Origin of the sequence: Pseudomonas sp. NPDC087614, assembly GCF_044743485.1 — a bacterium.
In the GTDB taxonomy this organism is placed as follows: domain Bacteria; phylum Pseudomonadota; class Gammaproteobacteria; order Pseudomonadales; family Pseudomonadaceae; genus Aquipseudomonas; species Aquipseudomonas baetica_A.
The window spans coordinates 1-20,748 of record NZ_JBIUWN010000047.1; the positions used below are offsets into that span (position 1 = coordinate 1).

Consider the following 20,748-nt stretch of genomic DNA (forward strand, 5'->3'; position numbering starts at 1 on the left):
TGGCTGTTTGGGAATGGTCGCTTCCTGCTGCGTCAGTTGGAGGGAGCAAAAGCGGAAATGGCCTTGGCGGTGAACGCTTACAACCTCAAGCGAGCTATTAGCGTGCTCGGAGCCCGCCAGTTGATGGCGCTAATGGGCTGAAAGGCCTTTTTTCGTCTGTTGCCCGCACAAAAACAAACGCCCCGAACAAGTCGGGGCGTTTTGTTGGGCCTTCATCAGTGTGTTTTCACACAGTCTGTTCGGGTGGCTTTTTCATTTTGCGCCCTTATATCAATGCAATGCTTGCCCGATGGGTGCCTACAGGTATGCTGATCGCCTGCCGAGGAGATAGAAATGGCCTACGATTTTGACCTTTATGTGATTGGTGCCGGTTCCGGTGGTGTGCGGGCTGCGCGGTTTGCGGCCGGTTTTGGTGCAAAAGTGGCCGTGGCCGAGAGCCGTTATCTGGGCGGTACTTGTGTCAACGTCGGCTGCGTGCCGAAAAAGCTGTTGGTGTACGGGGCGCATTTCGCCGAAGACTTCGAGCAGGCATCCGGTTTCGGCTGGAGTCTGGGGGAGGCCGGTTTCGATTGGGCAACGCTGATTGCCAACAAGGATCGCGAGATCAAACGCCTGAACGGCATTTATCGCAATTTACTGGTCAACAGCGGTGTGACCCTGCATGAAGCTCATGCCAGGATCGTGGGGCCGCATGAGGTTGAAGTCGACGGAAAGCGCTTTACTGCAAAAAATATCCTGATTGCCACGGGCGGCTGGCCGCACATCCCGCAGATTCCGGGGCACGAACATGCGATTGGCTCCAATGAGGCGTTCTTCCTCAAAGCGTTACCTAGACGCGTATTGGTGGTGGGCGGCGGTTATATCGCGGTCGAGTTCGCTGGCATCTTCCATGGCCTCGGTGCAGACACGACGCTGCTGTATCGCGGCGATCTGTTCTTGCGTGGTTTCGATGGTGCGGTGCGCAAGCATTTGCAGGAAGAACTGACCAAGCGTGGGCTGGATCTGCAATTCAATACCGATATCGCGAGCATCGAAAAACAGGCTGATGGCAGCTTGAAAGCCACCCTCAAGGATGGGCGAGTCCTTGAAGCAGATTGTATTTTCTACGCCACCGGTCGCCGTCCGATGCTGGACAATCTGGGACTGGAAAACACCGGCGTGCAGCTCAATGACAAGGGTTTCATCAAGGTCGATGAGCAGTACCAGACCACTGAGCCTTCGATCCTGGCGCTGGGCGACGTGATTGGTCGCGTGCAACTCACGCCCGTGGCGTTGGCCGAAGGTATGGCAGTGGCGCGTCGTCTGTTCAAGCCGGAGCAATACCGTCCGGTGGATTACAAGATGATCCCGACGGCGGTGTTCAGCCTGCCGAACATCGGTACGGTCGGCTTGACCGAAGAGGAGGCCCGAGAGGCGGGGCACGCTGTGGTGATTTACGAAAGCCGCTTCCGGCCGATGAAGCTGACCCTGACCGAGTGTCAGGAGCGTACGCTGATGAAGCTGGTGGTCGACGGCAAGACCGACAAAGTGCTCGGTTGCCATATGGTTGGCCCGGATGCCGGGGAAATCGTGCAGGGGCTGGCGATTGCGTTGAAGGCTGGCGCCACCAAGCGTGACTTCGACGACACGATCGGGGTTCACCCGACGGCCGCCGAAGAGTTTGTCACCATGCGTACACCGGTCGGCGCTTAAGCGTCTTTCGGTTTGGCCGGGTCTGGCGCTGCCGCAACGGTAGCCGCCAGGCGCAGGCTGTCTTCCAGGCTCGCCTGAGTCTTGGTCAACTCCTTTTCCAGTGACTGATTAAGCAACGTCTGTTCTTCGACGCTCTGCTTGAGTGTCTGACTTTCCAGTGATGCCATACGCAAGCGTTCCTGGAGGAGGGTGCGTTCGCTGTCGACCCGGGTGGCCTGCTCCAGTAGTTGGTCCTGACGCTGATTGCTCTGTTTGAGCTGCTCCTGCATCAGGCTCAATTCGCGCTGGGTGCCACGGTTCTCGGTGAGCAGGCGCTCGTTGTCGCGATGCAGCTGAGTGATTTCATCCTGTCGAACCAGTGCGCTTTGCTGTGCTTGGCGCAACTCCGCCTGCAGCTGCTGCACCTGGCCTTCGTGGCGGCTCTGTTCCTGCTCACGCTGTTCTTTGCTGGCGTTGCGGTAATGCTCCAGCGCGTCGCGGGCATGCAGGTGTTTTTCTTCTAGCGAGCGAATCTGCTCGTCCTTGTCCTGCAAGCGCAATTCAAAGTCGGCCAATGCCTGATTCAGACCGGCGTTGCGGGTTTGCTCGGTTTGCAGCATCGAGCGGGTGTTGTTCAGTGCTTCGGATTCGCGCTCCAGTGCAGCGCCCTGAATGTCGTGCTGTTGCTCCAACTGCTCGAGCGCCTGGCGGGTCTGCTTAAGCTCCGACTCCAATGCCTCACGCTGCTGCCCAAACGCCTCGCGGGCCTGCTCGATGGGCTCTTGGGCTTGCTCTTTCAGGCGTTGCGCCAGGCGTGAAACCAGTGCTGTGAGCTCGTCATCAATCGGTTGCGCCGATGCCTCGATCGGCTGGGCGCCGTCATCCAGCTCCTTCAAATAGCGATGGATCGTGGTTTTCGAACCGGTGTTACCCATTTCAATGCGTACGGCATCGATGCTCGGGTGTTCGCCTCGGGCCAGAATCGCTGTGCGCGCGATCTGAACCAGCGCTTTGGTAATGCCGCCACGGGCCATGTGAGCTCCTACGGTTATGTACTGTGGTACATGCCACTAAAGTACGCAGTGTACCATGTCAAAAATAAAGATAAATCTTTGATATTTAAGACGCGGGATATTCTGGTATTACCCAGTGTCAGGTGATTAAATCCGCTTTTTGATCTGCGAATCAGTACGCCAGCGAGAAAACAGCCCATGAGCGATATGGATCGCTATCTGCAAGCCGCCACCCGTGACAACACCCGCCGCAGCTATCGTGCGGCTATCGAACATTTCGAAGTGAGCTGGGGCGGATTTCTGCCGGCCACGGCCGACAACGTTGCGCGGTATCTGGTCGAGCATGCAGGCGTGCTGTCGATCAATACGCTCAAGCTGCGGTTGTCGGCGCTGGCGCAGTGGCACAACAGCCAAGGTTTTGCCGACCCGACCAAAGCACCCGTAGTGCGTAAGGTGTTTAAGGGCATCCGCGCTTTGCACCCGGTCCAGGAGAAGCAAGCCGAACCTCTGCAGTTACGGGATCTGGAGCGAGTCGTTGATTGGTTGGAGCAGGAGGCCAAAGCCGCGAAGGAAAAACAGGATCGACCGCAGTTGCTCAAGGCATCCCGCGATCGCGCGTTGATTCTGCTTGGCTTCTGGCGTGGTTTTCGCAGTGATGAATTGTGCCGCTTGCAGATTGAACATGTGCAGGCGCAGGCCGGCAGCGGCATTACGCTGTATCTGCCACGCAGCAAGAGTGATCGGGAAAACCTCGGGCAAACGTATCAAACCCCGGCACTTTTGAAGTTGTGCCCGGTTCAGGCATACATCGATTGGCTCAACGAAGCCGCTCTGGTGCGCGGCCCGGTTTTCCGTGGCATCGACCGCTGGGGCAATCTGTGCGAGGAGGGCTTGCACGCCAACAGTGTGATACCGCTGTTGCGTCAGGCGCTTGAGCGCGCCGGTATCGCTGCCGAGGGGTACACCAGTCACTCGCTGCGTCGCGGTTTTGCGACCTGGGCTCACCAAAGTGGTTGGGATCTGAAGTCTCTGATGAGTTACGTCGGCTGGAAGGACATGAAGTCAGCCATGCGCTATGTTGAAGCCAGCCCCTTTCAAGGGGTGGCCCGGATTACGGATAAGCCGCTGTCGCCCTAGATATCGTTTTCTTCTATTAATACAGCCCGCTAATAGCGAAAACAAATCAGCAGCATCAGGTTTGCCAATGAGCCATCCGTCGAGTGAGTGGGTAGGATTCACCCCATCAACTTCATAACCCCTGACGGAGAGTCATCAATGCCTATCATCAACAGCCAAGTAAAACCGTTCAAAGCTACCGCGTTCAAAAACGGCGACTTCGTTCAAGTCTCGGACGCTGATCTGAAAGGCAAGTGGTCGGTCGTGTTCTTCTACCCAGCCGACTTCACCTTCGTTTGCCCAACCGAGCTGGAAGACCTGGCTGACAACTACGCTGCCTTCCAGAAACTGGGCGTAGAGATCTACAGCGTTTCCACCGACACCCACTTTGCCCACGCGGCCTGGCACAACACCTCGCCAGCCATCGGCAAAATCCAATACACCATGATCGGCGACCCGACTCAGGTTATCTCCCGCAACTTCGACGTGTTGATCGAAGAAGCTGGCCTGGCTGACCGTGGCACCTTCGTGATCAACCCTGAAGGCCAGATCAAAATCGTTGAGCTGAACGATGGCGGCGTTGGCCGTGACGCTTCCGAGCTGCTGCGCAAAATCAAGGCTGCGCAGTACGTTGCTGCTCACCCAGGCGAAGTTTGCCCAGCCAAATGGAAAGAAGGCGAGGCCACTCTGGCTCCGTCCCTGGACCTGGTCGGCAAGATCTAAGTCTGTGACACGCAACTCAGGGCGGGACTCCGCACCTACTTAAGTAAGCTGCACCGCCCAATAGAAAAGCCCGGGCGAGATTCGCTCGGGCTTTTTTTCGCCTTAAATAAAGGAAATCGCCCGTATGTTGGACGCCAATCTTAAAGCCCAGTTGAAATCGTACCTGGAACGGGTCACCCAGCCGATCGAGATCGTTGCTTCTCTCGATGACGGTGCGAAATCCCGTGAAATGCTTGAACTGCTCAAAGACGTTGCCAGTCTTTCGAGCCAAATTACCCTGATCGACAGCGGTGATGACGCACGCAAACCGTCGTTCTCGATCAACCGCCCGGGTGCAGACATCAGTCTGCGTTTCGCTGGCATCCCGATGGGCCACGAATTCACCTCGCTGGTGCTGGCCTTGCTGCAAGTCGGCGGCCACCCTTCGAAAGCCAGTGTTGAAGTGATCGAGCAAATCCGTTCGCTCAAAGGCGAGTTCAGCTTCGAGACTTATTTCTCGCTGTCCTGCCAGAACTGTCCGGACGTGGTCCAGGCGCTGAACCTGATGGCCGTGCTCAACCCGAATATCCGCCACGTCGCCATCGACGGCGCGCTGTTCCAGGATGAAGTCAATGATCGCAAGATCATGGCGGTGCCGAGCATCTACCTCAACGGTGAAAATTTTGGTCAGGGCCGCATGGGCCTGGAAGAAATTCTCGCCAAACTCGACACCGGAGCCATCGAGCGTCAGGCCGAGAAAATCAGCGCCAAACAAGCCTTTGATGTGCTGGTGGTTGGCGGTGGGCCGGCCGGTGCTTCAGCGGCTATCTATGCTGCGCGTAAAGGTATTCGCACCGGCGTTGCCGCCGAGCGTTTCGGCGGTCAGGTGCTGGACACCATGGCCATCGAGAACTTCATTTCCGTACAGGAGACTGAAGGCCCGAAACTGGCAACGGCCCTGGAAGAGCACGTCAAACAGTACGACGTCGATATCATGAACCTGCAACGCGCCGACAAGTTGCTTGCCGGCAAAAACGGCGAGCTGCATGAAGTCCGTTTCGCCAGCGGTGCGACGCTCAAAGCCAGGAGTGTGATCCTGGCGACCGGCGCACGGTGGCGTGAAATGAACGTACCGGGCGAGCAGGAATACCGAAACAAAGGCGTGGCTTATTGCCCGCACTGCGATGGCCCTCTGTTCAAAGGCAAGCGCGTAGCGGTAATCGGTGGCGGTAACTCCGGTGTTGAGGCAGCCATCGACCTGGCCGGTATCGTGTCTCATGTGACGCTGTTGGAGTTCGACGTACAACTGCGTGCTGACGCTGTGTTGCAGCGCAAACTTCACAGTCTGTCGAACGTGACCGTCATAACCAGTGCGCAAACCACTGAAGTGACAGGCGATGGGCAGAAGGTCAATGGCTTGCGTTACAAGGATCGTCAGGCTGACGCGTTGCGTACTGTCGAGCTGGAAGGGATCTTTGTACAGATCGGTCTGTTGCCCAACACCGACTGGCTCAAAGGCACCATCGAGTTGTCACCGCGTGGCGAGATCATTGTCGATAACCGTGGTGAAACCTCGATTCCCGGCATCTTCGCTGCGGGCGACGTGACCACCGTGCCGTACAAGCAGATCGTGATAGCGGTGGGCGAGGGCGCCAAGGCTTCGCTGAGTGCTTTCGATCACTTGATCCGCACTTCGGCTCCGGCGTAAACGTCCGGCCTGAAAACACAAAACCCCATGAGTGATCATGGGGTTTTTTGTGCCTTACACAAAAACAGCGTAGGAGTGTTGAATTACATAGGTGCTGGCTGAATGATCTCGACCCAGTAGCCGTCCGGATCCTTGATGAACGCCAGACTTTTCATGCGGCCATCACTCAGGCGTTTCTGGAAGTCGCAGCCCAGTTCTTCGAAGCGCGCGCAGGCAGCAACGATGTCCGGCACCGAGATGCAGATGTGACCGAAGCCACGCGGATCAGTGTTGCCATTGTGGTAAGCAAAGTCAGCGTCGCTCTCGGTGCCGTGGTTGTGCGTCAGCTCCAGAATGCCCGGGATCGACTTCATCCATTCGGTGCGGGCGGCGGCGTCGGCAGGGATCTGCGCCTTGTCGACCAGTGCGAGGAAATACAGGCTGAACTCGGCGTCCGGGAAATCACGTTTTTCAACCAGCGAAAAACCCAGCACGCGGGTGTAAAAGTCCAGCGACCGGGTGATGTCTTTTACACGCAGCATGGTGTGGTTGAACACGAAGTTGCGGGTTGCGCTGTCTGGCGTGGCCGTGACGCCGGGGAAGGTGTTCAGTTCTTTGAGGCTCATGGGCCCTCCAATAACGATGGGGCGAGTGAATGGACGCAATGATACGCATGCCTGTCGGCATCGCCAAACGAAAGGGCAGGCTTGCCCTCCACGCGGGCGAGCCTCAGACTTTGCCGATCAATCTGCGAGTGTCTGCGGCAATGATCCGACTGTTCAAATCCCTGTTTGTTTACTTTGTCTTTTCGCTAATCGCCATGAGCGTGTTCGCTGGCGAGCCCGATATCACCTGGCCCGCAGGCTGGGAGGTCGAAGCGCTGACTGATGTGGCGCCGCAGGTTTCCCGTCAGCGGGCGGTCAAGAACGATGCCGATGGCAATCAGGTGATGGTGATGGAACTCACGATGACTCGGGTCGAATCGGGTCATCAGGTTAACTTGCAGGGTGTGTTGCTGGAAATGCGCAAGTCGATACAAAAGGACTTTTTCCAGGGGGGGTATCAGAGTGTCTGCAATAAGGTGCATCCGACGATGCTTGGTGCTTTGTCTGCACTGGAGACGACTTGCACAGTGACCGAAAACGGCCGGCATGTGTTATCGCAAACGCTGGTGGCGGCGGTTGATGCGGATAAGGCTTATGTACTTTCCTATGCCGGCCAGGCCGAGGTTTATAAAGCAAGCGCGGAGGAGATCGTGGCGGTGAGAAACAGCTTGAAACTTTAAGTGCCTGTACTTTTCAAGGCATGGTTAGATACCTGAAGGGATTAAGCACAAAGTTTAATGATGGCCATTTCCGCAACATTGCGCGGCAAAATGTTTAGGTCTCACGAGTCGGGGAGGCTACAGAAAGCGCTCAACTTGCACGATGAAATTCATTTCATTTGTTAGATATTGTCAATAAAAAAGCCCTGCTTGATGCAGGGCTTGTTTGTTGGCGTGGGATTAACCGCGCAACCAGGAATCAACGGTGGCTGCACCGTATTGTTCCTTCCAGGCTTTAAGGCCGCGGTGGTTGCCGCCCTTGGTCTCAATCAGTTCGCCGGTGTGCGGATTCTGATAGACCTTGACCACGCGAGCGCGGCGGGTTTTAGGGGCTGCAGTAGTTTGCAGACCGGATTTTGCCGGATTCGGATCGAGAATGGCGATGATGTCTCTCAGGCCTTTGCCGTAGGTTTTCATCAGCCCTTGGAGCTTTTCTTCGAATTCGATTTCTTTCTTGAGCCCGGCATCGTTCTTCAGCGATTCCAGATGCTTGAGCTGTTCCTGAAGGGCCTTTTCAGCTGCACGAAATTCAGCGAGTCTGGACAATATCTTTACTCCAATAGTGTGTTTGGCTGATACCAACCGCAAACAAAGCTAAAAGCCAAGAGCCTTGTAGCGACTCGGTGATAATTGGCTCACCTGCCAATCTTGCACAGGCAAGAAAAATTGTAGTTGTTAATGCCTCAGGAGTAAATCCTGACGTTGTACTTATGTAACAACAGTGGTCTTTTGTATCAATTTGGTGCGCCTTGTGGGCGCGCCACGCTTAATCTCTGGTTAGTTAATGGTGACTTAATGCACTAATGAAGTCTGCCGCCGGCATGGGTTTGCCGTAGAGATAGCCCTGCAGGAAGTTGACGTTGTGGGCAGTCAGATAGTCGGCCTGCGCCTGAGTTTCGACACCTTCGGCAACAATGCCCAGATCCAGCTTGGCCGAGAGTTCGATGATGGTGTCGAGAATATGCCGTGAGAGCGCATCGACGCCGATCATGGCGACGAAGCTCTGATCGATCTTGAGGAAATCCACATTGAATTTGCGCAAATAACCCAGGCTTGAATGACCGGTGCCGAAATCGTCGATGGCGATCATCACGCCCATGGCGTTCAGTTGTTCAAACAGTTGCCGTGTTGTCTCGGTGGGCTCGATCAGCTCGCGTTCGGTCAACTCCAGCACCAGGTTGATGCTCCCGGGTGCGAAGGCGGTGAGAAATTCGCGGCAGTCTTCCACCAGTTCCAGATCCTGACAATGGCTTGCCGTGATGTTGATACCGATGTGAAACGGTGTGGTGAAGGTCGATGACGGTGGTCCCAGCAACGCCGCTGTCTGTCGCATCAAGGCGCGGGTCATTGGCACGATCAAGCCTGAGTGTTCGGCGAACGGAATAAACAGGTCCGGACGCACCAGGCCTTCTTTTGGATGGTTCCAGCGCATCAGCACCTCGGCGCCCGACCACTTTTTGCTCTCGCCATGGACCACCGGCTGGAAGTACGGAATGAATTCGCCGGCATCCAAGGCCCGGAGCATTTCGTGGCTCGGCGAGGTGGCGCGTTTTTGCAGGACATGGCTGATCGCGGCCGAGACCACGCCAAAGAAAACCAGCAGGCTGAACAGCGGCGGATACTCGTGGGTCATGTAGCGCCAGACTTCACCCTTGGGATAGCCCGCCGACACACTGAATGCGTAGCGCGAAGAGTCGAGCGTACTCTGCGCTATCGGCAGTACGGGGAGGGCACCTTTGTGTACCTCGCCATTGGCGGACAGCCAGTTGTCGCCCACTTGCAGCAAGAGCAACCTTTGCGGGCCAATCAACCGCAGCACGTTGCTCAGGTGATAGCCGTCCAGTGTCGTCAATGCACTGCCACGACCTTCGCTGAGTCGATACACCAGCAACGCAGTATTCGGTGTTACCGGGTTGCCGTTCATCAACCACAACTTGCCTTGTGTGTAATCACCAGGGTTGACGGCTTCCTTGTAGTTGCCGAACAACGAACTGCAATAGAGGTTGTGATCCCACACCAGATTGGTCGAGCGCACGAAGGGCCGGCGGGTGACTTGCTCGCGCAGGGCCAGTTTGACGTCCTCGCAACGCTGGCCGGCCAGCGGCAATAACTCGCGGGCCGCTTGGGCGGTGTTGTCGAGCATCAGCTCAAACTGGCGCAATGCCTCCACGGCTGTCTGCTGTGAGCTCTGCTGGAGAGTACGTTCGGCCTGCAGGTAAAGAATCACACTGCCCAGCAACATTGGAAGCAGGCCGCAGAGCAATGTCACGGCAATACGGGTGCTACGTTTGCGGCGAGATCTGACGGTTAGCGGCATAGGCGCATCCTGTGGCTGAAAAATGGGGCTCTCGAATGCAGACCGGGCACCGGTGCAACGCTTACAAACAGTTCGTTCAGGGGGATGATAGATGGCGGATAACGCTTGTGCAGCCGATCAGTAGCCTGCCCGGTAAAGCCAGTGCTGTTCTGTGCGCCGCAACAGACCCCTTGCATCGCCCGCAGAAAAGCGGATTTTATAGAGAGGGCAGACAACCTTATTTACGCTGTGTAGAATCGGTTTACGCATACAATAATAATCGTCTTCTGGCAGCAGAAGCCTCGCCCGCAAGAGCCTTGGGTCGACAATGAAGATATTCGGGTTTCAACTGATCTACGGTGACTTCCTCGCCCGCAGCGTGCGTGGCATCTCCTGCGCTCCGCCCACCGCTCTCAGCATTACTGACAAATAACTCTGGTTAATTTGATAAGAATGATGAGGCGTCACCATGGCAGATTTATACGAAAACCCAATGGGCCTGATGGGCTTTGAATTCATTGAGCTCGCGTCGCCGGTACCCGGCACCCTGGAGCCGATCTTCGAGATCATGGGCTTCACCAAAGTCGCGACCCACCGCTCCAAAAACGTGCACCTGTATCGTCAGGGCGCGATCAACCTGATCCTCAACAACGAACCGAACAGCGTTGCTTCATACTTCGCGGCCGAGCACGGCCCGTCGGTGTGCGGCATGGCATTCCGGGTCAAGGATTCGCAAAAAGCCTACAACCGCGCATTGGAACTCGGCGCTCAGCCGATCCACATCGAAACAGGTCCCATGGAGCTGAACCTTCCTGCGATCAAAGGCATTGGCGGCGCGCCGCTGTACCTGATCGACCGTTTCGGCGAAGGCAGCTCGATCTATGACATCGATTTTGTGTTTATCGAAGGCGTTGATCGCAACCCGGTTGGTGCAGGCCTGAAGATCATCGACCACTTGACCCACAACGTGTATCGCGGTCGCATGGCCTACTGGGCGAACTTCTACGAGAAGTTGTTCAACTTCCGCGAGATCCGCTACTTCGACATCAAGGGCGAATACACCGGCCTGACCTCCAAAGCCATGACCGCGCCGGACGGCATGATCCGCATCCCGCTGAACGAAGAGTCGTCCAAGGGCGCCGGGCAGATCGAAGAGTTCCTGATGCAGTTCAACGGCGAGGGCATCCAGCACGTCGCGTTCCTCACCGACGACCTGATCAAGACCTGGGATCAACTGAAGAAAATCGGCATGCGCTTCATGACCGCGCCGCCGCAAACGTACTACGAGATGCTCGAAGGCCGTCTGCCGAACCACGGCGAACCCGTTGATCAATTGCAGTCGCGCGGCATTCTGCTCGACGGTTCGTCGGAGCAGGGCGACAAGCGTTTGCTGCTGCAGATCTTCTCGGAAACCCTGATGGGCCCGGTGTTCTTCGAATTCATCCAGCGCAAAGGCGACGATGGTTTCGGCGAGGGTAACTTCAAGGCACTGTTCGAATCGATCGAGCGTGATCAGGTGCGTCGTGGTGTGCTCGCCACTGAGTAATACGCAACTGAAATGAAAAATCCCGGCCTGCAGTGATGCAGGGCCGGGATTTTTTTTGTGCTGGATTTAAGATCTGCGTTGGCGCATCAGGTGTTTAAAGCCTTCGAAGATCAACACCAATACAGCCAGCCAGATCGGAATGTACGTCAGCCACTCACCCGACTTGATGCTCTCACCGAGCAACAGCGCCACACCGAGCAGCAACACCGGCTCCACATAACTCAACAACCCAAACAGACTGAAAGGCAACAAACGGCTGGCGATGATGTACACCACCAACGCCGAAGCACTGATCAGGCCCAGCAACGGAATCAGCCACAGCAGCCCCGGGTATTGATCGAACACAGTAAAACCCTGCTCGCCGCCGTGCACGAACCAATAGGCAATCGGCAGCATCAGGCTCATGTCGACCCACAGCCCGCCGAGGTTGTCGGTGTTCAGGTATTTGCGTAGCACGAAGTACAGCGGATAACCGACCACGACCACCAGCGTCGCCCAGGAAAAACCGCCGACCTGATACAGCTCGTTCAACACGCCGAGTGTTGCGAAGAACACCGCCACCTTTTGCAGGTACGACAGGCTCTCGCCGTAGGCGATCCGGCCGGTCAGCACCATCGCCAGAGGCAGCAGGAAGTAGCCCAGCGATACGTCGAGGCTGTAGCCGTTGAGCGGCGCCCACATGAACAGCCACAACTGCACGCCGAGCAGGGCGGCCGAGACGAACAGCCCGGTGATCAGTTTCGGCTTCGATGCCATCAGGCGAACCAGCTCCAGCACCCGACGCCATTCGCCGGACACCAGCATGAACACGGTCATGCATGGCACGGTCAGCAGCATTCGCCAGCCAAAAATCTCCACGCCACTCAACGGGGTGAGCAGCGAAGTGTAGTAATACATGACGGCAAACAGCACCGAGGCTGAAACCGATAGAGCGATACCTTTAGACAAACTGTCCTCGCGGGTGGGTGATCGAACGGGGCGCGAAGGATACGTGGTTTTTGTGCTGAATATTGGCCGGATGTTCAATATTCAGGACATGGTCGTGAATGCTATCGCTGGCAAGCCAGTTCCCGCAGATTGCATGTTGAACGATAGCTTGCGTTTCAACACAGAGCATGGTGGGAACTGGCTTGCCTGCGATGCTTTCAGGCCTGACGCGGTGTACGGCCCGACACAAAATGGCTCACATCATTGAAGCCTGGTGTCGATGAATGCCCCGGCGTCACCAGCGAATCGATAAACGCCTCATCTTCAGCCGTGATCTTCACCGCCTGCGCCTTGGTGTACGCATCCCACTGAGCTTCAGTGCGCGGCCCGACAATCGCCGACGTCACGGCGTTGTTGTTCAACACCCAGGCAATGGCAAATTCAACCATCCCGACCCCGCGCTGTTCGGTGTACTGGTGAATCTGTTGGGCAATGCGCAGCGATTCCACGCGCCATTCGGTTTCCAGAATGCGTTTGTCCTGACGCCCGGCGCGGCTGTTGGCGTCGGGTTTCACGTCCGGCGCGTATTTGCCGCTGAGCACGCCACGGGCCAGCGGGCTATAGGGCACCACGCCCAGGCCATAGGTTTGCGCAGCCGTGATTTGCTCAGCCTCGGCCTGCCGGTTGACGATGTTGTACAGCGGCTGGCTGATCACCGGGCGATCGACGCCGAGGTTGTCAGCGATGCGAATCACCTCGGCAATCCGCCAGCCCCGGTAGTTCGACAGGCCCCAGTAACGAATCTTGCCCTGACGGATCAGATCGCCAATCGCCGAGACGGTGACTTCCAGCGGCGTGTTGTGGTCTTCGCGGTGCAGGTAATAGATGTCGAGATAGTCAGTGGCCAGCCGCGTCAGGCTGGCATCGAGGCCGTTGAAGATGTGTTTACGGCTTAAACCGCTGCGGTTCGGCACACCGTCCACCGGGCCAAAACCGACCTTGCTCGCCACTACCCATTCATGCCGATGGCGGGCAATCGCTTCGCCGACGATTTCTTCCGAGCGACCTTGGGTGTAGACGTCAGCGGTGTCGATAAAATTGATGCCCTGATCCCACGCCTTGTCGATGATGCGCAGCGACTCCTCGGTGCTGGTCTGTTCGCCAAACATCATCGTGCCGAGGGTGAGGGTGGACACCTGCAACCCCGAATGACCCAGTGTGCGATAGCTCATGCCGAAATCCTTTTGTCAGTGGGAAAGCGCTAATCAAATACCAGAACCATCGGATGCGGCAAAGTGAATTATCGACTCAACACAAGGCAGCGCTCGCGCAAAAACGCCTGCAACACCCTGACCTTTTCCGATACCTGCAGCCGATGCGGGCACAGTAAATTGAACGGCACGCTTTCACCCTGCCAGTCATCAAACAGCGTTACCAGTCGCCCGGCGCGCACGTCTTCGGCGACGTCGAGCCACGCCTTGTAGGCGATGCCATGGCCGGCCAATGCCCAGCGGCGGGCGACTTCGCCGTCGTCGCTGAGGTAATCACCATCCACATCGACGTCCAGCATTTGATCGCCGCGACTGAAGTGCCAAGTGTTATAGAGCCCGCCATTACGCAAGTAGAGCAGGGCGCTGTGTTCACTTAATTGAGTCGGGGAGTACGGAGTGCCATGTCGGGCCAGATAGCCGGGGCTGGCGCAGGCAACGCGTCGGTGTTGCGGCAGAATCGGTAGCGCCACCAGCGTCGAATCACTTGGCACGCCGAAGCGCAGTGCGACGTCCACGGTTTCACGAAACAGATCCGCATGCCGGTCGTTGAGCAGCAGTTGCAGTTGAATATTGGGGTGCGCGCGCTTGAAATCATCCAGCCACGGCAGTAACACATTGCGCCCGAAATCCGACGGCGCCGCCAGTTGCAGCACGCCGCTCAGGCCCTCGGTCTGTTGCTTGAGCGCCTGCTCACCCTCGGCCAGCGTCGCCAGTGCCAAGCGGACACTGTCCAGATAACGCCGGCCTTCTTCAGTCAGGCGCATGCTACGAGTGGAGCGGGCGAGCAGGCGGGTACCGAGGCGGGTTTCCAGGCGTTTCAACGCAATACTGGCGGCGGCCGGCGTCAGTTCCAGCGTGCGGGCAGCGGCGGAAATGCTGCCGGCATCGGCGACACGGACGAAGATCTCCAGATCGAGAATCGAGCTCATTGGTAAAAATCCTTTAAAGATCTTTGCGTTTTATCCGGATTTTTCGGTGATTGGCAAGCGCGGATACTGCAATCAATCAACAATCGCAGGAGATGAGCATGACCTGGACATTCGATCATCTGGCGTTCAACACCGCTGACGGCCAAGCGCTGCAAGACAATTTTCAAGCACTGCTCGGCCTCGCGCCGGGGCGTCGCCCACCGTTTCCGTTTCCCGGTCGCTGGCTCTATCAGGACGCGCAGGCCATGGTGCATGTGATCGAGCAACCGATGCTGGATGACACGGCGTTGAGCCACATCGCGTTTCGTACCGATGAGCCCGCAGAAGCCGTGTTGCAGCGGGTGCGTGAAAGTGGGTTGCCGTATCAATTGGCGCAAGTGCCGGAGGATGGCATCTGGCAGATTTTCGTGCAGATGCCGGGAGGCGTGGTGATTGAACTGGATGCGATGCCCTGAAAGCAAAAGATCGCAGCGGGCTGCGATCTTTTGAACGTTCTGACGTGATCAGGCCCGCAGCGTGCGCGTCATCCGCAGCGCCAGCAAACTCCCGCCAACAATCACCCCCGCCAGCAGGTACAACGCCAAATCGGTCGAGCCGGTGCTGTCCTTGACCCCACCCACCAGATACGGACTGAGGAACCCGGCCATCTGCCCCATCGAGTTGATCAAAGCCAGACCACCCGCCGCCTCGCCTGCACTGAGCATCGCCGTCGGCACTGGCCAGAACATCGGCAGGCCGGTGAGGGCGCCCATGGTCGCGATGGTCAGCCCTAGAATCGCAATCGCCGGGTTAGCGGCGAAATTCACCGCGATGATCAGACCGCTAGCCCCCATCAGCATCGGCACCACCAGATGCCAGCAACGTTCCTTGTGCAAGTCTGCCGAGCGACCGACCATCAGCATAAACACCGCTGCCAGCAGATACGGGATCGCGCTCAGCCAGCCGATCACCAGGTTGTCGCTGAAACCGAGGTTCTTGATGATTGACGGCAGCCAGAAGTTGATCGCGTAGACGCCGCTCTGGATGCAGAAATAGATCAGGCCAAACGCCCAGATCGCCGGATTCTTGAACACAGCGATCAGCGAATCCGAAGTGGTTTTCGGCTTGTTCGCCAGGTCTTCGGCCTGATCCGCTTCCAGTACAGAGCGCTCATGCGCGGTCAGCCATTTGGCCGTTGCGAAGTTATCGCTGAGCAGGAAGTACGCCAGCGCGCCCAGCACCACGGTCGGAATGCCTTGCAGCAGGAACATCCACTGCCAACCGGCCAAACCAGCTTGTCCGGCGCCAAAATGGTTGAGAATCCAACCCGAAAATGGGCTGCCGAGCAACCCGGAGACCGGGATCGCCGACATGAACAGCGCCATGATCCGGCCACGGCGCAAGGTCGGGAACCACTGCGAGAGGTACAACACCACGCCCGGGAAGAACCCGGCTTCAGCCGCACCGGTAAACAAACGTAAGGTGTAGAACTCGGTCGGTGTGGTGACGAACAACAGGCAGGTCGACAAGGCGCCCCAGGTGATCATCATCAGCGCGATCCAGCGCCGTGGCCCGAATCTGCTCAGCGCCAGGTTGCTCGGTACGCCGCACAGCACGTAGCCGATGAAGAAGATGCCGGCACCGAGGCCGTACACGGTTTCGCTGAATTTCAGTGCATCGAGCATCTGCAGTTTGGCGAATCCAACGTTGACCCGGTCGAGGTAGTTGAACAAGTAGCAGATGAAAATGAAGGGGATTAAACGCAAGGTGACGCGTTTATAAACGGCATTCTTTACGTCTTCGATGGTCTGGGTAGCTGCGGCGCTCTGCGACATAGCGGCTCTCTCTTTATTATGATTTTTTGCGATGCAACGGGTAACGTTGATCGCCCCGAGAGTCTCGGCCACCTGTGGCCGGATTGTCTTTGTGCCTGAGCACAGGGTTTACCGCCAGACCCTGTGCGGCTGAACAACGTGTCCGCACCTGTTTTCAAGGATTTCAGCGCTTATGTTCGAACTCGACCACGACCTCGCCCAAGACATCGTTGACCGGGCCATGGCCATTTTGCCCTACAACGTCAACGTCATGGACAGCCAGGGGTTGATCCTTGGCAGCGGCGAACCGGAGCGCATCAACACCCGTCATGAAGGTGCGCAACTGGTGCTGGCCAATGGTCGGGTGGTGGAGATCGACGGCCCGACTGCCCTGCATTTGAAAGGTGTGCAGCCTGGCATCAACCTGCCGCTGCTGCTCGATCAACGCTTGATCGGCGTGCTTGGCATCACTGGCGAACCGGAGCAATTGCGCACCTACGCCGAACTGGTACGCATGACGGCGGAAATGCTGGTGGGCCAGCGCAATCAGCAGGCCGAACAGCAATGGCGCCGTCAGCGTTGCGATGATCTGTTGGCGTTGTTGCTGAGCGAAGCAGGGGATTCGCCGCGCTTGGTCGACGAAGCGCAGCAGATGGGACTCAAGCCGCAATTGACCCGCGTGCCGTATCTGTTCGAGTTGGGGCAGGAACACGGGCCGGGGCAAACTGTCGAGGCGCTGAGTGCCTGGTTGATGTCGCGTTACCCGGATAGCTGGTGCGTCAGTTCGGCGAAGTCGTCGCTGCTCTGGTGTCGGCCGGCGAGCCAGAGCGTGGAGCATGATCGTTTGCTGGAGAAACTCGATGGCCTGGGCTGGAATGTTCTGCGCATCGCCGTCGGCGGGCAGGCGGATGGGCTGGTCGGGTTGCGTCGTTGTTATCGACGGGTTGGCGATTTGCTCGCTTATGGCCGTGAGGTGCTGCCGCACTCGCGATTGCTGATCCTCAATCGTTATCGGCTGCCGGTCATGCTGTGGCGCCATCGTAACGATGATGCGCTGGACGAGTTGCTCAAACCGTTACGCAAAGTCATCGCCAAGGACGGTAACGGTCAATTACTGGCGACGCTGCGCAGTTGGTGTGAACACGATGGGCAGAGTCAGGCGTGTGCCGATGCGCTGGGGATTCACCGCAATAGCCTGCGCTATCGGATGGAGCGGATTGCCGAGATCAGTGGAGTGGACCCGTTACGGCTGGAGGGGATGCTGGCGCTGTATCTTGGCGTGCAGCTTTTGCCGCAGACAGACCCGGGTTAGTCGCTGATCTCAATGACGCCTTCGCGAGCACGTCTTCATGGCTTTTGTAGAAATGAACAATAAACGCCCGCAACAATTGTGCGACGGACAGGCGTCAATGCGCATGCCGACTGGCAGCATGAGGGGCATTGGAACTGGAGAATTCACATGAAGATCGTCATCGCCCCCGATTCGTTCAAGGACAGCCTGAGTGCCCAAGGCGTCGCCGAGGCCATTGCGCTGGGGCTGGCGCAAGTCTGGCCGCACGCCACGCTGGTCAAATGCCCCATGGCTGACGGCGGCGAAGGTACGGTCGAGTCGATTCTCGCCGCGTGCGAAGGCGAGTTGCGCCGCACCCGCGTGCGTGGCCCGTTGGGCGCACCGGTTGACGCGGCGTGGGGCTGGTTGCCGCACAACCACACGGCGATCATCGAAATGGCCGAGGCCAGCGGCCTGCAATTGGTGCCGCCGGGGCAGCGTGATGCCTGTATCAGCAGCACCTTCGGCACCGGCGAGCTGATTCGCGCCGCGCTGGATGCCGGGGCACAGCGGGTGATCCTGGCGATTGGCGGCAGTGCGACCAATGACGGCGGCGCCGGGGCACTGCAGGCGTTGGGGATCAAACTGCTTGATGCACAAGGGCAGACGCTGATGCCGGGCGGTCTGGCGTTGGCGCAATTGGCAAGGCTGGATCTCACTGGCCTGGACGAGCGTCTGGCCGAGGTGCGTTTTGACATCGCGGCGGACGTCAACAACCCGCTGTGCGGCCCCCACGGTGCTTCGGCGATCTTTGGTCCGCAGAAAGGTGCATCGCCTGCGCAGGTTCAACAACTGGATCAGGCCCTTGGGCACTACGCCGAACTGTGCGCGCAGGCGTTAGGCAAAGACGTTCGTGATGAACCGGGCAGCGGGGCGGCGGGTGGCTTGGGTTTTGCCGCCAAGGCATTTCTCGGCGCGCAATTTCAGGCGGGCGTTGAGGTGGTCGCCGAGTTGGTGGGGCTGGCAGAAGCGGTAAAAGGCGCCGATCTGGTCATCACTGGCGAAGGGCGTTTCGACGCGCAGACCTTGCGCGGCAAGACCCCGTTCGGCGTGGCGCGAATTGCCAAACAGCACAAGGTGCCGGTGATCGTCATCGCCGGGACATTGGGCGAGGGTTATCAGGAGCTCTACGCCCATGGCATCGATGCAGCATTCGCTGTGACCAGTGGCCCGATGACGCTGGAACAGGCCTGCGCCGAAGCGCCTCGACTGTTGCGTGAGCGCGCCACTGATATCGCGCGTGTCTGGCAACTCTCCAGCCAACGCTGACCCACTCTGGAGCCACCTTCGGCTGCTCCGCAATCAGGGTGTGCACATTGTTCCAATTGTGTAACACCCTGAAAAATATTTGCGCTTGACCCAAAAACTTCCTAAAGCATGGCCGATACAACCAATAGGCGCGCACAAGAACATCACCCCCCGTGACGCCGGACTGAAGCCTGCTCCACAGGCCAATGATCACGGCAAGGACGCTCGTAGTTTCTATCTTTCGAGAGTCCACTATGTCCTTGCGTAACCTGAATATCGCGCCCCGTGCTTTCCTCGGTTTTGCCTTTATCGCCTTGCTGGTAATTGTGCTCGGCATGTTCGCCGTCAATCGCATGTCGACCATCCGCCAGGCCTCCATCGACATGGACACCAACCAACTGCCGAGCGTGACGCAGCTTGGTGTCATGACGGAAAACGTTCTGCGCCTGCGGATTCTGTCGTTTCGCGTGCTGGTCAATCGCGAACCCGCCGGTCTACAGGAAGCACAGACCCGCATTGCTGTGCTGGTCGATAAAGTCCGCAGCGCCCAGGCCGCCTATGCCGCGCTGCCGGCAGGCACAGAAGAGCGAGCGCTGTATCAGACCTTCACGGCGACGCTGGACAACTATCTGCAAGCGCAAAACCAGATGTTGGAGCTGTCCCGTCAGGACAAGCTCGATGAGTTGCGCACGCTGATCAACACGCGGATCAAGGACGGCACCGACCGGATGGGCGAGCAGCTCAACAAACTGATCGCGATCAACGGTACAGGGGCGAAAGCAGCCTCCGAGCAGGCCAGTGACTATTACGACAGCGCCATCACCGGCATCATCATCGTCGCGGTCGTTGCCGCGCTGGCGACCGTGTTGCTGGCCTGGCTGCTGACCCGCAGCATCGTCACACCGCTGAACCGCGCAGTGGCGGCCGCGCAAACCATCGCAGGCGGCAACCTCACCACCCTCATCGAAGTCGATGGCAAGGACGAACCGGCGCGCCTGCTCGAAGCCCTTGTGGCCATGCAAACGAACCTGCGTAAAACCATCGAGCAGATTGCCGGCTCCGCCACACAGTTGGGGGCCGCCGCCGAGGAACTCAGCGCCGTGACCGAAGAGGCCTCCCGTGGCCTGCAACAGCAGAACAACGAAATCGAACAAGCGGCTACCGCTGTCAACGAGATGACCGCCGCTGTTGAAGAAGTGGCGCGCAATGCCGTGTCGACCTCCGAAGCCTCGAACCAATCGACCCACGCCGCGCGCGAAGGTCGCGATCAGGTGGTGAAAACCGTCGACGCGATCCAGACCATGACCCACGACGTGCAGAGCACCGCGCACATGGTCGAAGGCCTCGCGGCTCAGGGGCGCGACATCGGCAAAGTGCTCGACGTGATCCGCGCCATCGCCGAACAGACCAACCTGCTGGCTCTCAACGCAGCCATCGAAGCGGCGCGTGCCGGTGAGGCCGGACGCGGTTTCGCCGTGGTTGCCGACGAAGTGCGAGCGCTGGCCCATCGCACGGCGCAGTCGACGCAGGAAATCGAAAAAATGGTTGCCGGCATCCAGAACGGCACTGGCGAAGCGGTTTCGTCGATGCAGCAAAGCAACCAGCGCACCCAAACCACGCTGGAAATGGCCCGCGCCGCCGGTGTGGCACTGGAGCAAATCACTCAGTCGATCCACCAGATCAACGAGCGCAACCTGGTGATCGCCAGCGCCTCGGAAGAGCAGGCGCAGGTGTCCCGTGAAGTTGACCGCAATCTCGTCAACATCCGCGACCTTGCCACGCAATCGGCCGCAGGCGCCAACCAGACCAGCGCCGCGACCCACGAACTGTCGCGTCTGGCGGCGGATTTGAACGCCATGGTGGCGCGTTTTGTGATTTGAGATAGGGTGAAGGCT

The 20,748-nt window shown here is 58.1% G+C and carries 18 protein-coding genes; 10 read left to right on the plus strand and 8 right to left on the minus strand.

What is annotated here, in order from left to right; genetic code table 11:
- The first annotated feature begins 333 nt into the window (after nucleotides 1-333).
- Entirely contained in the window at nucleotides 334-1,692 is a 1,359-nt protein-coding gene (gene gorA / locus ACIOWA_RS17615; RefSeq protein ID WP_401160986.1) for a glutathione-disulfide reductase, read from the plus strand.
- On the opposite strand, the gene ACIOWA_RS17620 is transcribed toward gorA, so the two are convergent.
- The gene (locus tag ACIOWA_RS17620; RefSeq protein ID WP_401160988.1) at nucleotides 1,689-2,705 is read right to left on the minus strand and encodes a DNA-binding protein; all 1,017 of its coding nucleotides are present in this window, start codon (nucleotides 2,703-2,705) and stop codon (nucleotides 1,689-1,691) included. The genes gorA and ACIOWA_RS17620 overlap by 4 nt on opposite strands.
- Nucleotides 2,706-2,882: 177 nt before the next feature.
- On the opposite strand from ACIOWA_RS17620, the gene ACIOWA_RS17625 reads away from it, so the two are divergent.
- The 3 genes from ACIOWA_RS17625 to ahpF all read left to right on the plus strand — a co-directional run bounded on the left by ACIOWA_RS17625 (nucleotide 2,883) and on the right by ahpF (nucleotide 6,210).
- Complete coding sequence (locus ACIOWA_RS17625; protein ID WP_401160990.1) at nucleotides 2,883-3,821, plus strand: site-specific integrase; 939 nt, start codon at nucleotides 2,883-2,885, stop codon at nucleotides 3,819-3,821.
- Nucleotides 3,822-3,959: 138 nt separating this feature from the next.
- Nucleotides 3,960-4,523 (plus strand): alkyl hydroperoxide reductase subunit C, encoded by a 564-nt coding sequence (gene ahpC, locus ACIOWA_RS17630; RefSeq protein WP_007958941.1) that lies wholly within the window; start codon nucleotides 3,960-3,962, stop codon nucleotides 4,521-4,523.
- 124 nt (nucleotides 4,524-4,647) lie between these two features.
- On the plus strand, nucleotides 4,648-6,210 hold the full coding sequence (gene ahpF / locus ACIOWA_RS17635) for an alkyl hydroperoxide reductase subunit F (RefSeq protein WP_339466551.1): 1,563 nt from the start codon (nucleotides 4,648-4,650) through the stop codon (nucleotides 6,208-6,210).
- A gap of 83 nt (nucleotides 6,211-6,293) precedes the next feature.
- Here the strand turns inward: ahpF and gloA are convergent, their stop codons facing one another.
- Nucleotides 6,294-6,815 (minus strand): lactoylglutathione lyase, encoded by a 522-nt coding sequence (gene gloA / locus ACIOWA_RS17640; protein WP_339466550.1) that lies wholly within the window; start codon nucleotides 6,813-6,815, stop codon nucleotides 6,294-6,296.
- A gap of 140 nt (nucleotides 6,816-6,955) precedes the next feature.
- Between gloA and ACIOWA_RS17645 the strand changes: the two genes are divergently transcribed.
- Nucleotides 6,956-7,474, plus strand: coding sequence for a DUF4946 domain-containing protein (locus ACIOWA_RS17645; RefSeq protein ID WP_339466561.1), 519 nt, complete (start codon nucleotides 6,956-6,958; stop codon nucleotides 7,472-7,474).
- 219 nt (nucleotides 7,475-7,693) lie between these two features.
- Here ACIOWA_RS17645 and ACIOWA_RS17650 read toward each other — a convergent pair whose 3' ends face one another.
- On the minus strand, nucleotides 7,694-8,059 hold the full coding sequence (locus ACIOWA_RS17650) for a histone-like nucleoid-structuring protein, MvaT/MvaU family (protein WP_401160993.1): 366 nt from the start codon (nucleotides 8,057-8,059) through the stop codon (nucleotides 7,694-7,696).
- Nucleotides 8,060-8,294: 235 nt separating this feature from the next.
- On the minus strand, nucleotides 8,295-9,830 hold the full coding sequence (locus ACIOWA_RS17655) for an EAL domain-containing protein (protein WP_401160995.1): 1,536 nt from the start codon (nucleotides 9,828-9,830) through the stop codon (nucleotides 8,295-8,297).
- A gap of 448 nt (nucleotides 9,831-10,278) precedes the next feature.
- Here ACIOWA_RS17655 and hppD point away from each other — a divergent pair, with 448 nt between their 5' ends.
- Nucleotides 10,279-11,355 (plus strand): 4-hydroxyphenylpyruvate dioxygenase, encoded by a 1,077-nt coding sequence (gene hppD, locus ACIOWA_RS17660; RefSeq protein WP_339466548.1) that lies wholly within the window; start codon nucleotides 10,279-10,281, stop codon nucleotides 11,353-11,355.
- A 66-nt stretch (nucleotides 11,356-11,421) separates the two neighbouring features.
- Here hppD and rarD read toward each other — a convergent pair whose 3' ends face one another.
- From rarD to ACIOWA_RS17675, 3 genes are all read right to left on the minus strand, one after another.
- Nucleotides 11,422-12,303 carry an EamA family transporter RarD gene (rarD, locus tag ACIOWA_RS17665; protein ID WP_339538487.1) on the minus strand — a complete coding sequence of 294 codons (882 nt, stop codon included), beginning with the start codon at nucleotides 12,301-12,303 and terminating at the stop codon, nucleotides 11,422-11,424.
- Between the two features lie 197 nt (nucleotides 12,304-12,500).
- A complete protein-coding gene (locus ACIOWA_RS17670; RefSeq protein ID WP_401160998.1) occupies nucleotides 12,501-13,514 on the minus strand; it encodes an aldo/keto reductase in 1,014 nt (337 codons plus the stop codon).
- 68 nt (nucleotides 13,515-13,582) lie between these two features.
- On the minus strand, nucleotides 13,583-14,482 hold the full coding sequence (locus ACIOWA_RS17675) for a LysR family transcriptional regulator (RefSeq protein ID WP_401161000.1): 900 nt from the start codon (nucleotides 14,480-14,482) through the stop codon (nucleotides 13,583-13,585).
- 98 nt (nucleotides 14,483-14,580) lie between these two features.
- On the opposite strand from ACIOWA_RS17675, the gene ACIOWA_RS17680 reads away from it, so the two are divergent.
- Nucleotides 14,581-14,937, plus strand: coding sequence for a hypothetical protein (locus ACIOWA_RS17680; RefSeq protein ID WP_401161002.1), 357 nt, complete (start codon nucleotides 14,581-14,583; stop codon nucleotides 14,935-14,937).
- A 48-nt stretch (nucleotides 14,938-14,985) separates the two neighbouring features.
- Here ACIOWA_RS17680 and ACIOWA_RS17685 read toward each other — a convergent pair whose 3' ends face one another.
- Entirely contained in the window at nucleotides 14,986-16,296 is a 1,311-nt protein-coding gene (locus ACIOWA_RS17685) for an MFS transporter (protein WP_401161003.1), read from the minus strand.
- 172 nt (nucleotides 16,297-16,468) lie between these two features.
- Here ACIOWA_RS17685 and ACIOWA_RS17690 point away from each other — a divergent pair, with 172 nt between their 5' ends.
- The 3 genes from ACIOWA_RS17690 (at nucleotide 16,469) to ACIOWA_RS17700 (ending at nucleotide 20,733) form a co-directional block, all read left to right on the plus strand.
- Nucleotides 16,469-17,587 (plus strand): sugar diacid recognition domain-containing protein, encoded by a 1,119-nt coding sequence (locus tag ACIOWA_RS17690; protein ID WP_401161005.1) that lies wholly within the window; start codon nucleotides 16,469-16,471, stop codon nucleotides 17,585-17,587.
- 147 nt (nucleotides 17,588-17,734) lie between these two features.
- A complete protein-coding gene (locus ACIOWA_RS17695; RefSeq protein ID WP_401161006.1) occupies nucleotides 17,735-18,874 on the plus strand; it encodes a glycerate kinase in 1,140 nt (379 codons plus the stop codon).
- 233 nt (nucleotides 18,875-19,107) lie between these two features.
- Nucleotides 19,108-20,733 carry a methyl-accepting chemotaxis protein gene (locus ACIOWA_RS17700; protein ID WP_401161008.1) on the plus strand — a complete coding sequence of 542 codons (1,626 nt, stop codon included), beginning with the start codon at nucleotides 19,108-19,110 and terminating at the stop codon, nucleotides 20,731-20,733.
- Nucleotides 20,734-20,748 lie beyond the last annotated feature (15 nt).